The sequence below is a fragment of the Lysinibacillus sp. KU-BSD001 genome (assembly GCF_042920265.1).
Taxonomy (GTDB): Bacteria; Bacillota; Bacilli; order Bacillales_A; family Planococcaceae; genus Lysinibacillus_B.
The window spans coordinates 63,616-78,973 of sequence record NZ_JBDQZI010000010.1 but is presented as its reverse complement, the minus strand read 5'-3'; the positions used below and the strand labels follow the sequence as shown (position 1 = coordinate 78,973).

Sequence of the window (15,358 nt, the reverse complement as noted above, 5' to 3'; positions counted from 1 at the left end):
GAAAACCTTTCTGCTTGTCTATATTAGTAGGAAGGTTTTTTCATGTAGAAGGAGTTTATTATGATTGAGTTAAGTAATATAACAAAGGTTTACAAGACCAAAAATGGTGAACTAAAAGCTGTTGACAATGTAAACTTAGCGATTGAGAAAGGCGAAATATACGGCATTATTGGCTATAGTGGTGCTGGTAAAAGTACGATGATTCGCCTGTTGAATGGTTTAGAAAAGCCAACAACAGGTTCGGTAGTGGTGAATGGTGAAGAAATTTCGGCGATTTCAGGCAATAAGCTACGTGCAGCGCGTCAAAAGATTAGCATGATTTTCCAACATTTTAATCTTCTATGGTCGCGTACAGTGGAAGAAAATATTGCGTTCCCATTAGAAATTGCAGGTGTACCAAAGGATGAGCGCGCAAAGCGTGTGGCAGAGTTAATCGATTTAGTTGGTCTTGCAGGGCGTGACAAAGCGTACCCTTCACAACTATCAGGTGGTCAAAAGCAACGTGTCGGCATTGCACGAGCGCTTGCCAACAATCCGGAAGTATTGCTTTGTGATGAGGCGACATCTGCACTTGACCCAGAAACAACGGATTCGATTTTAGAGCTGTTATTAGATATTAATAAGCGACTTGGTTTAACGATTGTATTGATTACACACGAAATGCATGTTATCCGCAAAATTTGTCATCGTGTCGCTGTCATGGAAGCTGGAAAGGTAGTAGAGGCTGGCGAAGTATTAAACGTCTTCCAAAACCCACAAGCCCCAATTACAAAAAAATTCGTTTCACAAGTGTCCGGTACAAATGAAACAAAAGAATCGATTGAGCAAATTTTAGCCAACTACCCTACAGGGAAGCTTGTGAAAGTGACATTTGTAGGACAAGCAACCGAACAGCCGGTCATTTCGCAAGTCATTAAAGAATACGGCGTCGATGTGAATATTGTACATGGTTCGATTTCACATACAACAAGTGGTCCATACGGGACATTGGTTGTGCATATTGATGGCACAGAAGAGCAAGTGCAACAAGCACTAAACATATTATCGCAGCATGAGATTCAGACGGAGGTGATTGAACATGCTTAGTCAATTATTTCCGAATGTAAAATGGGAAACGATGTATGAGGCAACATACCAAACGATTTACATGACAGCCATTTCAACAGTTATTACGCTTATTTTAGGGTTAGCCATTGGGGTTTTATTATTTTTAACGAGTCCGAATCAAATGTGGGCAAATAAAATCGTTCATTTTTTAACGGGGTCATTGGTGAATATTTTCCGTTCGATTCCGTTTATCGTCTTGATTATTTTATTAATTCCATTTACGAAGTTTTTAGTTGGCACAATTCGTGGCACGAACGCAGCGCTCCCTGCATTAATCATTGGGGCTGCACCATTTTACGCACGTATGGTATTAATTGCGTTACGTGAAATCGACAAAGGCGTTATTGAAGCAGCTCGTTCAATGGGGGCTAAAACATCCACGATTATTGTTAAAGTGCTTATTCCAGAAAGTTTACCAGCACTGATTTCAGGGATTACCGTAACAGCTGTTGCGCTTGTTGGTTACACAGCGATGGCAGGGATTATCGGAGCAGGCGGTTTAGGGAACTTGGCGTTTATCGAAGGGTTCCAGCGTAGTCGTGATGACGTAGTGTTGATGTCAACGATTATTATTTTAGTAATTGTATTTGTGATTCAATGGATTGGCGATGCGATTACAGCACGTACAGACAAGCGATAAGGTAGTATCGGCAACAGCCGTTTTTATAAAAAGACATATAAGATAAAGAAAAGGGGTTTCAACACATGAAAAAGTATTTATCATTATTAGCAGTACCATCATTAGCACTTGCATTAGGAGCTTGCGGTTCTGATGACGAAAAACCAACAAATGATACAGCAACAAATGATGCTGGGGAAACAGCAGAAGATACAAAAATTGTTGTTGGTGCTTCAAATGGTTTACATGAATTAATTTTAAAAGAAGCAGAGCCGATTTTAGAAGAAGAGGGTATCGATTTAGAGATTAAGCCATATCAAGACTATATTATGCCAAACCAAGATTTAGAGTCAGGTGATCTTGATGCGAACTATTTCCAACATATCCCTTATTTAGAGCTTGAAATCGCAGAAAAGGGCTATGATTTCGTAAATGCTGGTGGGATTCATATTGAGCCAATCGGTATCTACTCTCAAAAATATAAATCATTAGACGAGCTACCAGATGGAGCTACAATTATCATCTCAAACTCAGTATCTGACCAAGGTCGTATTCTTCAATTATTAGAAGCACAAGGATTAATCACATTAAAAGAGGATATCGACAAAACAGCTGCAACGATCGATGATATTGTAGACAATCCGAAAAAATTAGTAATTGATGCAAGCTCTGCACCTGAATTATTAGTAACATACTATGAAGAAGGTGAAGGAGATGCAGTAGTTATCAACTCTAACTTTGCAATCGATGCTGGGATCAATCCACTTGAAGATTCAATCGCAATCGAAGGTTCTGAGTCTCCATATGTAAACGTCATCGCAGTTCGTAGCGAAGACAAAGACAGTGAAGCAATTGCTCGCTTAGTAGAAGTACTACGTTCTGAACCAATTCAAGAATTCATTCTTGAAGAGTGGGGCGGCGCAGTCGTACCTGTATCTGAATAATAAAATGATTTATCCCGAGGTTAATATCAAAACCTCGGGATTTTTTGTCGTAAATTGCGTTTTTCTAAGCGCAGTTCGCTAATATTTCCTAGGAAATCACCCTACGTACGTCATTATTGAAATTGTGTTAAACGAGAGAAGAAGTTTGTAACAAATTGTAGAAATACTTGTTCAGATGGAGCGAGTTCTCGGTTCGTTGGGGAAATGACACCAACTGTTCGACGGATTACAGGTAATGCGATTGGGACTTTTACGGTAAAGCGTGGTGTCGAGTCAGATAAGGAGCTTTCAGGTAATAACGTCACGCCGATACCTGCTGCCACTAACCCTTTTAATGCGTCCATATCTTCTCCTTCAGATGTAATCTTTGGGACAAAACCGGCTGATTTACATGCTTCCACAGCTACTTTATGCAAAATATACCCTTCTGGGAATAAAACAAAATTTTCGTTACGTAAATCTACTAAGTTAAGACGCTCGTTTTTGGCAAGGGGGTGATTTGCTGGTAATAGTGCATGGATATTCTCACTAAACAGAATGGTTGGCGTAATCGCTTCATCTTTTGGCGGAAGCGGACCTAAAAAAGCTAAATTTAATTCTCGATTTTTGACAGCCTCGATTAAAAATTTATACGAACCTTGTCGCAAATGAAAAGATACATCGGGATATTCCTTTTTAAAGGCAGAAATGACTGTTGGCAATACATAACTTGCTAAACTTGTCGGGAAACCGATTTTGATTGTTCCTTTTGCTGGATCTAAGTATTCTTCCACTTGCTTTGCAGCAAAGTCAATTGCCTTCAACGCGGTAATTGCATGTTCTAAAAAAATTTTACCGATTGGTGTTAATTTAACATTGCGCCCAATTCGTTCGAAAAGCGGTGTTCCTAGTTCATCTTCTAAATTTGCGATTTGTCGGCTAATCGCTGACTGTGCTACGTGAAGATAGTCTGCTGCTTCTGAAATATGTTCTCGTTCAGCTACCTCTACAAAGTAGCGTAATTGCCTTAATTCCAACGCTTTCACCTCATTTATCGAAATATTAGATTGATTCCATCCAAACTATATATTGTTTATATTATTTCGAAAACTTTAAAATGTAAATACGTTAGTGAAAGATTTGGGGGGAATTTATTATGACTTTTCATCAATATCCACAACCACAGGGCCTGTATTCGCCACAATTTGAACATGATGCGTGCGGTATTGGGATGTACGCAAATTTTAAAGGGAAGCCATCACATGATATCGTAAAAAACGGTTTAGAAATGTTATGTCGCTTAGAGCACCGTGCCGGACGTGGCGGAGACGGAAAAACAGGTGACGGAGCAGGGATTATGGTACAAATCCCTCATGCCTTTTTTAAATCGAACTGTCCAGACATGCATTTACCAGAAAAAGGTGAATATGCTGTAGGGCAATTATTTTTTACAGACAAAGAGCAAGAACGTACGGCCATTGAAGAAAAAATGAATGAGCTGATCGCACAAGAAGGTCAACGTTTAATTGGTTGGCGCTGGGCCCCGACAAACAAACAAAACTTAAGTGCGATTGCCAAATCTTCTGCACCGGTTGTACGCCAAGTATTTGTACGCAACGAAGCAGGAGAACGTTTAGCCTTTGAACGTAAATTATACGTCATCCGTAAACAGTTAGAGCACTGGGCAGAGGCACAGGGCTATGAGTTATATATGCCAAGTTTGTCAAGTGAGACAATGGTATTTAAGGGCTTACTTGCGCCAGAGGAAGTAAGTGACTTCTATCAAGATTTGCAAGATCCTAGCTTTGTATCGGCTTTTGCGCTTGTTCACTCCCGTTATTCTACCAATACATTCCCTTCTTGGAAACGTGCACACCCAAATCGTTATATTATCCATAACGGTGAAATTAATACACTACGCGGTAATATTAACTGGATGCGTGCACGTGAGCAACAGTTTGTATCGGAAGCATTCGGTGAAGATTTACAAAAAATCTTGCCGATTATTGATACAACAGGATCTGATTCATCGATGTTGGATAATGCATTTGAGTTTTTTGTATTAGCAGGTCGTACACCTGCACATGCAGCGATGATGTTAATTCCAGAGCCATGGACAGAAAACCCACGTCTGGAGAAAGACCGTAAAGCATTCTATCAATATCATGCGAGTTTAATGGAGCCATGGGACGGTCCGACAGCCATTTGCTTCACGGATGGTAAACAAATCGGTGCCATTTTAGATCGAAATGGCTTACGTCCAGGGCGCCTATATGTAACAAAAGACGACCATGTTATTTTCTCTTCTGAAACGGGCGTTGTCGATGTTCCAGAAGAAGACGTTGTATTAAAAGACCGTTTAAGCCCAGGTCGTATGCTGTTAATTGACCTTGAGCAAGGCAAAATCATTTCAGATGATGAGCTAAAGGCAGAAATGGTCGCAAAAGAGCCCTATCAACAATGGCTTGAAGATAATATGTTAAAGCTGAAAACTGAAAAAGAGCAGCCAGTCGTGCTGAATGATTTAACGCTGCGTCAAAAAATCTATGGCTACACATTTGAAGATGTGCAAAAATATATCGTTCCGTTAGCAAAAGACGGAAAAGATCCGCTCGGTTCGATGGGGAATGATACACCACTCGCTGTGTTATCCGATCGGCCACAATCATTATTTCATTACTTTAAGCAATTATTTGCACAAGTAACAAATCCACCGATTGACTCGATTCGTGAGCATGTTGTGACGTCCACAATGACCTTACTTGGCAAGGAAGGAAATTTACTTCACCCAAGTGCAGAAAATGCGCGACGTATTATTTTAGATACACCAATCTTAACAAACAGTGAGTATAAACAATTAGTAGCCAACGAAGAGAAGGGCTTCCGATCGGCGGCCATCTCACTTCAATATACAGAAAATATTGAAAATGAATTGAATCGTATACGACAAGAAGCTGTTCAAGCCATTACAGCAGGTAAAACGTTATTAATACTTTGTGATCATGTTGAAGATCCAGCAACACCGACAGTCCCTGTACTACTAGCGGCTAGTAGCTTACATCAATTTTTAGTGCGTGAAGGTTTGCGAACGAAAGTAAGCCTTATTGTTAATAGCGCGGAAGCACGTGAAGTGCATCATTTCGCTGCATTGATTGGCTTTGGGGTTGATGCCATTCATCCGTATTTAGCTTATGCGACAATCGCAGAGGCCATTGAAAAAGGGAATTTAACACTGGATTATCAAACAGCAGTGAAAAAATTTCGTCAAGGTGGTGCAGACGGTGTTGTCAAAGTCATGTCGAAAATGGGCATTTCGACAGTACAGTCATACCGCGGTGCACAAGTATTTGAAGCGGTTGGCATTGGGAAGGAAGTCATCGAGGAACATTTTACAGGAACAGCGTCGCAAATTGATGGGATCGACTTAGCCACAATCGGTGAAGAGGCAAAACGTCGTCATGCAAGTGCTGTAAAATCATTGCGAGCAGAGTTAGAATCAGGCTCTGACTTCCAGTGGCGAGCAGACGGAGAGCATCACGCGTTTAATCCAAAAACAATTCATACATTACAATGGGCCACACGTAAAAATGATTACGGTTTATATCGTATGTTCGCAGAAATGGCAAATGAAGAACGTATTGGCTTCTTACGTAACTTATTTGATCTCAAAAAAGCGGAGAAAAAAATACCTTTAGAAGAAGTAGAGTCAGTAGAATCGATTGTCAAACGCTTTAAATCAGGGGCGATGTCATTTGGTTCTTTATCAAAAGAAGCGCATGAGACACTTGCCATTGCGATGAATCGTTTAGGTGCTCGTTCAAACTCTGGTGAGGGTGGAGAAGATCCAACACGCTTCACGCCAGAAGCAAACGGGGATAGCAAACGCTCTGCTATTAAACAAATTGCATCAGGTCGCTTCGGTGTAAAATCGCATTACTTAGTAAATGCAGATGAGCTGCAAATTAAGATGGCACAGGGCGCTAAACCAGGTGAAGGTGGGCAATTACCAGGGAACAAAGTATATCCATGGGTGGCAGAAGTACGAGGTTCAACACCAGGTGTAGGTTTAATTTCACCACCACCGCATCACGATATTTACTCGATTGAGGATATGGCGGAGCTAATTCATGACTTAAAAAATGCTAACCGCTTTGCACGTATTTCGGTGAAGCTAGTTGCGAAGGCAGGGGTCGGAACGATTGCTGCTGGTGTAGCAAAAGGGGCAGCAGATGTCATCGTGATTTCTGGATATGATGGTGGTACAGGAGCTTCTCCGAAAACATCGATTAAGCATACAGGTCTACCATGGGAGCTTGGTCTGGCAGAAGCGCATCAAACGCTCATGTTAAACGGTCTTCGAGATCGTGTCATTTTAGAAACAGATGGGAAGTTAATGACAGGGAAAGATGTTGTCATGGCGGCGTTATTAGGAGCGGAAGAATTTGGTTTTGCAACAGCACCGTTAATCGTTTTAGGCTGCGTCATGATGCGTGCGTGTCATTTAGATACTTGTCCAGTAGGGGTGGCGACACAAAACCCAGAACTTCGCGCCAAATTCATGGGCAGTGCCGACCACGTAGTGAATTATATGCGCTTTGTAGCAGAAGAAATGCGTGAATATATGTCAATTTTAGGTTTCCGTACAGTGGAAGAGATGGTTGGTCGTACAGATCTATTAACGATTTCAGAACGTACAAAGCAGCATTGGAAAGCGAGTCAGCTAGATTTATCAGCCCTTCTTTATCAAGTGCAAGGTACACGTACAAAACAACGTGAGCAAGATCATGGTATCGAGCAAAGCTTTGATATGGTGCACTTATTGCCACAGCTTGAACAAGCGATTGCTGAAAAACGGAAAATGGAGTTACAATTCCAAATTAAAAATACAGATCGTGTCATGGGCACAATCATTGGTAGTGAAATTTCACGTAAGTATGGTGAACAAGGATTACCAAATGATACAATCCATTTAAAATTCCATGGTCATGCTGGTCAAAGCTTCGGTGCCTTTATCCCACGTGGTATGACAATGACGGTTGTTGGAGATGTCAATGACTACTTCGGTAAAGGATTATCTGGCGGGAAGGTAGTAGCTGCTTCACCGATAAAAGGTCATTATGAGAAAAATGTGATCGCTGGTAATGTATGTTTATATGGTGCGACAAGTGGTCAGGCATTTATGAACGGACGTGCTGGACACCGATTTGCTGTCCGTAACTCAGGGGCAAATATTGTGGTTGAAGGTATCGGGGACCACGGCTGTGAGTACATGACAGGCGGAAAAGTTGTCATCTTAGGTGATGTTGGTCAAAACTTTGGGGCTGGTATGTCAGGTGGTATTGCCTATGTATTACCGACAAATGAAGCAGTGTTCAAAGCACAATGTAATATGGAAATGATTGAATTTGCAAAGCTAGAAGAAAAAGCCGAGATAGAAGCTGTGCGTACAATGATTATTCAGCATTTAGAGCACACAGATAGCTCGCTAGCACTGGATGTATTAGCGAAGTGGGAGCAAATGGTGCCGAAATTTGTAAAGGTTGTACCAACAGATTATCAAAAAATGCTTGATAAAATCGAATTCCACAAGCTACAGGGCTTAACAGAAGAAAATGCTGCAATGCAAGCATTCGTAGAAACAACAGGCAGCAAGGAGCTTGCCATTTCTAAATAAGAGGAGGGTTCTAGCATGGGTAAACCTACTGGATTTATGGAATACAAACGAGAAAAAACAAAGGAACAGCCAACACTAGAGCGTGTCTCGAGTTGGAAAGAGTATGCTTCTAGGTTGTCAGATGAGTCTTTACAAACACAAGGAGCACGCTGTATGGATTGCGGTACACCATTTTGTCATATGGGAATGGAAATTCGCGGAACAGCTGCAGGCTGTCCGATTCATAACGTGATTCCAGAGTGGAATGATTTAGTATATAAAGGACAATGGAAGGAAGCTTTAGATCGTCTGCATATGACGAATAACTTCCCAGAATTCACAGGGCGCGTTTGTCCAGCGCCTTGTGAGGGGTCTTGTACATTAGCGATTACAGATCCAGCAGTAGCGATTAAATCGATTGAACGGACGATTATCGATAAAGGCTTTGAAAATGGATGGGTTGTACCGCGCATGCCCCGCCAACGTACAGGATACAAGGTAGCAATCGTCGGCTCAGGCCCTGCTGGTTTAGCAGCGGCAGATCAATTAAATCAATTTGGGCATACGGTAACAGTATTTGAACGTGCTGACCGTCCAGGTGGGCTTTTAATGTACGGTATCCCAAACATGAAGCTTGAAAAAGAAGTCATTGAGCGCCGTGTAAATCTCCTATCATTAGAGGGCATTGAATTTAAATGTGGTATCAATGTAGGGGTAGATGTAACAGCAGACGAATTACGCACACAATATGATGCCGTTGTTTTATGTATCGGTGCACAGAAACAACGCCTACTCCATATGGAAGGCTCAGATGCACAGGGTATTCATCTAGCAATGGATTATTTAACAGACGTTACAAAAAGCTTATTAGACTCAAATTTTGCAGATGGTAAAGCATTAAGTGTAGAAGGTAAAGACGTCATCGTTATTGGTGGAGGTGATACAGGGGCAGACTGTGTAGCGACAGCGATTCGTCAAAAATGTAAATCTGTTTATCAATTTGGTAAGCATCCAGCACTGCCATTCACACGTACAGAGGATAATCCATGGCCAAAAGATCCAAACGTATTCACATTAGACTACGCATATGCAGAAGTGAATGATGTGAAAGGGTATGACCCACGTGAGTATTGTATTCAAACACAAAAAATTGTGAAAGATGAACAGGGCCAAGTAAAAGAATTACACACGATTCAAATGGAAAAAATCTTAGGTGATGACGGTTTCCATTACTTTAAAGAGTTACCAGGTACAGAGCACATTTGGCCAGCTCAGCACGTATTTGTAGCGATTGGTTTTGAAGGGGTTGAAAAATCGTTACCGAAGCATTTTGGTATAGAAATTGCGAATAATCGCATTCGCGCATCGATAAAAGATTTTGAAACGAATATCCCAGGCGTATTTGCAGCGGGGGATGCACGGCGTGGTCAAAGCTTAGTCGTTTGGGCGATTAAGGAGGGGCGTGCTGTAGCAGCGAGTGTGGATTACTATTTAACTCATGCGAAAGTAACTCTATAATAGATAAAAGTGTTGCTCGAAAAAGAGCAACACTTTTTTGTATTTCACTTTATTTTTACTTGTTAGTATTTTGAGAGTTATGTGCTGTATGATGGGGAAGGGGTGAGTGTGCATGTGGAAAAAGCTAACGAGTTGGATACTGATATTGTTATCAATTCTGATTCTTTTTTTTATGATATTTAGTGATCAAGATACACGGAAAACAAAGATTCAAGCTGAGGATGGTGTACTCGATTTAACATCGATTACACTAGATGAGCAAATTGTCGCACTTTCAGGTGAATGGAAGTTTATTCCTGGTGAATTGAGTGCTACTCAAATTTTCCAAGAAGATGCACCGACGCAGGTCGTACCAGGAGCATGGAAAGTGGACGCGCAGTTTGGAACATATCAGCTTAAAATTAAATTACCTGAACATTTTAAAGACATCGGATTAAGAATTCGAAATATTTGGTCTGCTCATCAGCTATATATTAATGGAGAAGAGCTAGCCTCCCAGGGAAAAGTAGGAACTGAGAAAGTGGATGTAGACCCAAGTAACCCAACGTATGAGGTTTATTTTACCCCTGAAACAAAAACGATTATTTTAACGATTCAAGTCGCGGATTTTTATAATGCTAGACAAGGTATTATTTTTCCCATTGATATCGGGGTAGCAGAAGCAATACAAAATGATGTAATTCAAGATGTAAATTTGGAATGGACTGTTATTTTACTATTACTTATTTTTTCTATTTTTCATTTTAGTTTATTTTTACTTAGGACAAAAGATAAGGCATTTTTCTATAGCGCATTTTACTTTATATCATTAGCCGTTCTCGTGTTAACGCGTGGAGAGCGAATACTATTACGTTATTTTCCGGATTTACCGTTTGAGTTTTATTTTCGATTTCAGGATTTTATCACGTTTTTTAATGGCTTTATGCTCATTTATTTTGTGTATTACACAATCGATGCAGTATTGAAGCGTCGGACTGTATTCATGTTGTCGTTACCTTTAATCATTTACAGTATTGCGATTTTATTATTTCCTGCGAGGGAATTATCTAGCATGCAATACGTTTTTTTCGGTTATATGAATTTGTTAGCGTTTTTATTGGGTGTGCGCTGTTTATTTTTATTTATTACGAAGAGGACGAAAGCACCTAAAAATGAGTTAGTCACGTTAATTTTAATTTTTTTCTCGATTTTGATTTTTAGCCTTAGTGGTACGTTTGATCAATTGTTTTTCTCAGGACGAAATATTTTTAATCGGATTGGCATGGTACTTTTTCTTTTAAGTATGAATATTTTCCTTGCGCTGCGATTAGTGAATCGAACGATAGATGCAGAAATGTTTAGTGAGCGACTGGAAAAAGCAACAATTGGAAAGGACTCTTTTTTAGAAGTGACGACGAAAGAGCTAGAGCAGCCTCTTTACCATGCACTCAATATAACAAGGACCATAGGAGAAAACCAATCGTCCGATGAGAAGCGCTTACTTGAGCAACAGTTGGAACGCTTGCTTTATTTGGTGAGCGATTTAAAGGATTTTACACGTATTCGTTTTGAGGAATTTCAAATTTCGGTATCTTCAATTAATCTTCAGATGATCCTTCAACATGTGACGACGATGCATGCACTAACAATGGAAAAGAAAGGAATATGTCTATTTTTGCAGGTAGATAGTACATTAGAGGTCACGGCGAATGAACAAAAGTTAAGTCAAATTATGTACCGGGTACTTGAAACAGCTATTCATCATGCAGTCAATGGGCAAGTGATTATATCGGTCATGCACCTCGATACAGATGTTCGCATTACAATCGAAGGAAATGGACCGGAAGTAACAACATTAATAGCCGCTGATGAAACTGGGCAATCGATCGGCCAAGCTATTATTGAACAGATGAGAGGCTCTTATGTTGTGAATACTACAGAGCACGGTATTCGTTATACCATCACATTACCATTTGCAAAATATGCAAAACAGCATGAAATGCAACTTGCATCGAATGCTCATGACAAAAGCTTAGTAAGTGATACTCGCCTACCTCAATTACTGATTGTAGAGGATGATGTGACACATGCTGAGGTTTTACAAGCGTTACTAAGTAGTCATTATACTATTCAGTTGGCTCATAATGCAGAAACTGTGCTAGTAAAATTAGAAGATTGTAAGCCTGATTTCTTACTAATGGATGAAGTAATGCCACACAAAGATGGATTAGCTTTAACAAAGATCATTAGAGAAAAGTATAGCTATTTTGATTTACCGATTATTATGCTTGTAGCAGATGAATATCCAACGAATATTTCACTCGTTCTCGGGGCAGGGGCAAATGATTATGTTCGAAAGCCCGCAACAAAGGAAACCATTATGGCTAGATTATCTGCTATCTCTTTAACGAAAGAGGCGATGAACAAAGCAGTAGAGAACGAAATGGCATTTTTACAGGCACAAATAAAGCCCCATTTTTTATATAATGCTCTTAGTAGTATTATTTATTTTTGTTATACAGATGGTGAAAAAGCAGGGCATTTATTGACAATGCTCTCAACTTATTTACGTTATATTTTTGAGTCAAGCAAAGAAAGTACAATTGCTACTGTGGAAAAAGAATTAGAAATTATTGAAGCTTATGTTGAGATCGAGCAGGCACGCTTTGGGGAACGATTAACTGTTCAAATAGAGATAGATGAAACGTTAAATTTAAATATGACGAAAGTGGAATTGCCAAGCTTACTTATACAGCCTCTTGTTGAAAATGCGATTCGTCACGGTATTTTTGAAAAGGAAGGCGAAGGGCATGTCACAATTACTATTCAACAATTCTCTCAAATGATACAAATTAAAGTCATTGATGATGGTATAGGTATGACAGAAGAGCAGGTAACGATGCTGATGGAAGGAAAAATTATTAGCAGTAGCGGTATTGGATTTAGCAATGTACTGCGCCTACTGCGCCGTGTACGAGAGATGCAGAGTGCGACCTTAACAGTGCATTCAGAAGTGAATGAAGGAACAACTGTTACGTTAACATTACCGACTAAAGGAGAGTAGCTATGTGGAAAATTGTCATGGTGGAAGATGAGCAGCCGATTTTAGAATTGCATAAGCGAATTCTTGAAAAAGATCATCTATTTCAAGTGATTGCTAGTTTTACATCTTCGGTAGCGGCAACATTAGAACTACCAAAAATTCAAGCGGATGCATTTTTGTTAGATATTGAGATGCCCAAAATGACGGGACTTGAGCTTGCTCAAAAGCTTGTTGAAGAAGGAATCGATGTTCCTATTATTTTTTCCACAGCGTATGCGCAATATGCTGTAGAGGCCTTTCGGGTGCAAGCATTAGACTATGTATTAAAACCAATGACACCTAGTATGGTGCATCAGTTAGACGAACGACTTTCCAAATACTATGGCATAAAAAAACAACGCCATATGTCAAGGTTAGAGGTATGCTTGTATGGGGAAGCGGAAGTGCGTATAAATGGTCAAGCATTGAAATGGCCTACAAAAGTAACGGAGGAGCTATTTTATTACTTGCTAGTTCATGAGGGGAAAAGGGTTTCGAAATATCGAATATTAGATGATCTTTGGCCAAATCATGAGGAGAAGAGGGCATTAGCCAACTTATATAATACAATTTACCGGTTACGTCAGTTATTTACTGAGCATGATTTGTCTATTGAAATTGAACGTATTAACGATGGGTATGAATTAAAGTCAAATCATGCGATTACACGCCTATCTTCGCTAAATTCTCATGGGACACTTTTAGAAACAAAAGGCTATTTGTGGGCATATGCGAAAACAGATGTCTATTGATTTATAAGTTTGTAATAATATATAATTTTTCTTCTCGAAATAAGGTACAACCAAAGAGGTGAGTCGATGAAGTTATTGGATATACGTGAGCGGCTTTCCAATGATAAGCAAAAAGAGTTAGAGTGGCAATTGTTTTATGAGAATATGATGCGTAGTAAACTCTTTGCGAAAGTGGTTATTGTATTTGAAGTTTTACTCATTTTAATGAATGTCTTCTCACCAGATGAAATATTCAATCCTTATTTCTTCATGTATATAACATTATTGCTTTTAGCATTAGTTATGTTAGTTTATATTTCAATCTTTGAGAAGGGCGATATTCATGAAGAATCTCGATTTAAAAAATTTCAAAAAGGCTTACATGTTTTAGTTTTTTTATTTTTATTATGGGGGGCTGTATTAACACTAGTTGATCAACACAGCTATGGACATATTATGGCTTTTGTTGTAAATGCAATGTGTGTTTCCATATTATTCCATGCTTCTAATACAGTATTTTTTCGTTTATTTACAATCCCAGTTATTGTGTTGGTAGGAGGGCTCCCTTTTTTTCAAGTGTCTGAAGAAGTTTTAGTCGGACATTATATCAATTTAGCCGTCTTTTTATTTTTCTGTTGGTTAGCTGCTAAAATGCTCTATACAAGCTATTATCGAAACTTTTGTAATAAGGTACTGCTTGAGGAATCCAATGAGAAACTAGCACAAAATATGGAGGAAAATATTCATATCAACCTTCAACTTGAACAAGCGGTCAAACAGCTGAAACAATTAACAACGATGGATGAATTATCTCAAATTCCAAATCGTCGAGGATTTGATGAATATATTCAAAAGTATATAGAACGGATCGATACAAAACAACGTTTGTCAATTATTATGCTAGATATCGACTCTTTTAAACTATATAACGATTATTACGGGCATGTAGCTGGTGATAGCATTATTCGCGAGGTGGCCCAGCAAATTCATGCATATATTGATCCGACAATTAGTTTAGCTGCAAGATATGGTGGCGAAGAATTTATCATAGCAACATTTAATGTACCTGTCAGTGATGTTCAGCGACTAGGGGAGAAAATTCGGATAGCTATTGAACGGCTACAAATTCCACATAAGGAATCGTCTATTTCTAATGTTGTCACAATCAGTTTGGGATTGGCAGCGGGTGATATTACACAAGAAGCTGATATTAAAGTATTAATTGAAAAGGCCGATCAAATGCTATATAAGGCTAAGCAAACTGGGAGGAATCGTTTAGAAATATGGGCTGAAGATCAATTACGTATATAACATGTAAAGGGTCTGTGTACGATACAATGTCGAACACAGACCTACATTTTTCAATTTGATTAGTAAATACATAATTAGTAAATAAAATATAGCCATAACTCTCACGCCACGTTACTTCAAATGTTATGTTAGTATCCGTCGTAATAGCCCTCTCTTTCAACTCTTCTTGCTTCGTTCCTAGTGGTTACGATTTTTTATAGTAGCCTAATTCTATTTGATTGTAATTCTACATAAATAAATGAAATTGATTCTCAGTTAAAGGTGACTTATTGAAAATATAATACGAGATTCAAATTTCGATACAATAATGCAAATTCAAGTAATAATAACGTTTTTGATTAATAATTCTTCTTTATTTAATTAAAATCATTCTAAAGTATTTGCAACTCATTCTCATTTCAGTTAAGATTGTTTATGATAATAAAATAGCAATGG

9 protein-coding genes are annotated in these 15,358 nt (G+C 39.1%); 8 read left to right on the top strand and 1 reads right to left on the bottom strand.

Features of this window, described 5'->3' with window-relative positions:
- The first annotated feature begins 60 nt into the window (after positions 1-60).
- The 3 genes from AAGS61_RS14520 (at position 61) to AAGS61_RS14510 (ending at position 2,670) form a co-directional block, all read left to right on the top strand.
- Positions 61-1,086, top strand: coding sequence for a methionine ABC transporter ATP-binding protein (locus AAGS61_RS14520; RefSeq protein WP_391373303.1), 1,026 nt, complete (start codon positions 61-63; stop codon positions 1,084-1,086).
- The gene (locus AAGS61_RS14515; protein WP_391373300.1) at positions 1,079-1,747 is read left to right on the top strand and encodes a methionine ABC transporter permease; all 669 of its coding nucleotides are present in this window, start codon (positions 1,079-1,081) and stop codon (positions 1,745-1,747) included. The genes AAGS61_RS14520 and AAGS61_RS14515 overlap by 8 nt, the downstream gene beginning before the upstream one ends.
- 65 nt (positions 1,748-1,812) lie before the next feature.
- A complete protein-coding gene (locus tag AAGS61_RS14510) occupies positions 1,813-2,670 on the top strand; it encodes a MetQ/NlpA family ABC transporter substrate-binding protein (RefSeq protein WP_391373297.1) in 858 nt (285 codons plus the stop codon).
- 113 nt (positions 2,671-2,783) lie between these two features.
- Here the strand turns inward: AAGS61_RS14510 and AAGS61_RS14505 are convergent, their stop codons facing one another.
- Positions 2,784-3,686, bottom strand: coding sequence for a LysR family transcriptional regulator (locus AAGS61_RS14505; protein WP_391373295.1), 903 nt, complete (start codon positions 3,684-3,686; stop codon positions 2,784-2,786).
- 119 nt (positions 3,687-3,805) lie between these two features.
- On the opposite strand from AAGS61_RS14505, the gene gltB reads away from it, so the two are divergent.
- From gltB to AAGS61_RS14480, 5 genes are all read left to right on the top strand, one after another.
- Positions 3,806-8,323 (top strand): glutamate synthase large subunit, encoded by a 4,518-nt coding sequence (gene gltB / locus AAGS61_RS14500; protein ID WP_391373293.1) that lies wholly within the window; start codon positions 3,806-3,808, stop codon positions 8,321-8,323.
- A 15-nt stretch (positions 8,324-8,338) separates the two neighbouring features.
- Positions 8,339-9,820, top strand: a complete 1,482-nt coding sequence (locus AAGS61_RS14495) for a glutamate synthase subunit beta (RefSeq protein ID WP_391373290.1) — start codon at positions 8,339-8,341, stop codon at positions 9,818-9,820.
- 112 nt (positions 9,821-9,932) lie between these two features.
- On the top strand, positions 9,933-12,863 hold the full coding sequence (locus tag AAGS61_RS14490) for a hybrid sensor histidine kinase/response regulator (RefSeq protein ID WP_391373287.1): 2,931 nt from the start codon (positions 9,933-9,935) through the stop codon (positions 12,861-12,863).
- A 2-nt stretch (positions 12,864-12,865) separates the two neighbouring features.
- Positions 12,866-13,633 carry a response regulator gene (locus AAGS61_RS14485; RefSeq protein ID WP_391373285.1) on the top strand — a complete coding sequence of 256 codons (768 nt, stop codon included), beginning with the start codon at positions 12,866-12,868 and terminating at the stop codon, positions 13,631-13,633.
- Positions 13,634-13,699: 66 nt separating this feature from the next.
- Entirely contained in the window at positions 13,700-14,923 is a 1,224-nt protein-coding gene (locus AAGS61_RS14480; protein WP_391373282.1) for a GGDEF domain-containing protein, read from the top strand.
- Positions 14,924-15,358: the final 435 nt, after the last annotated feature.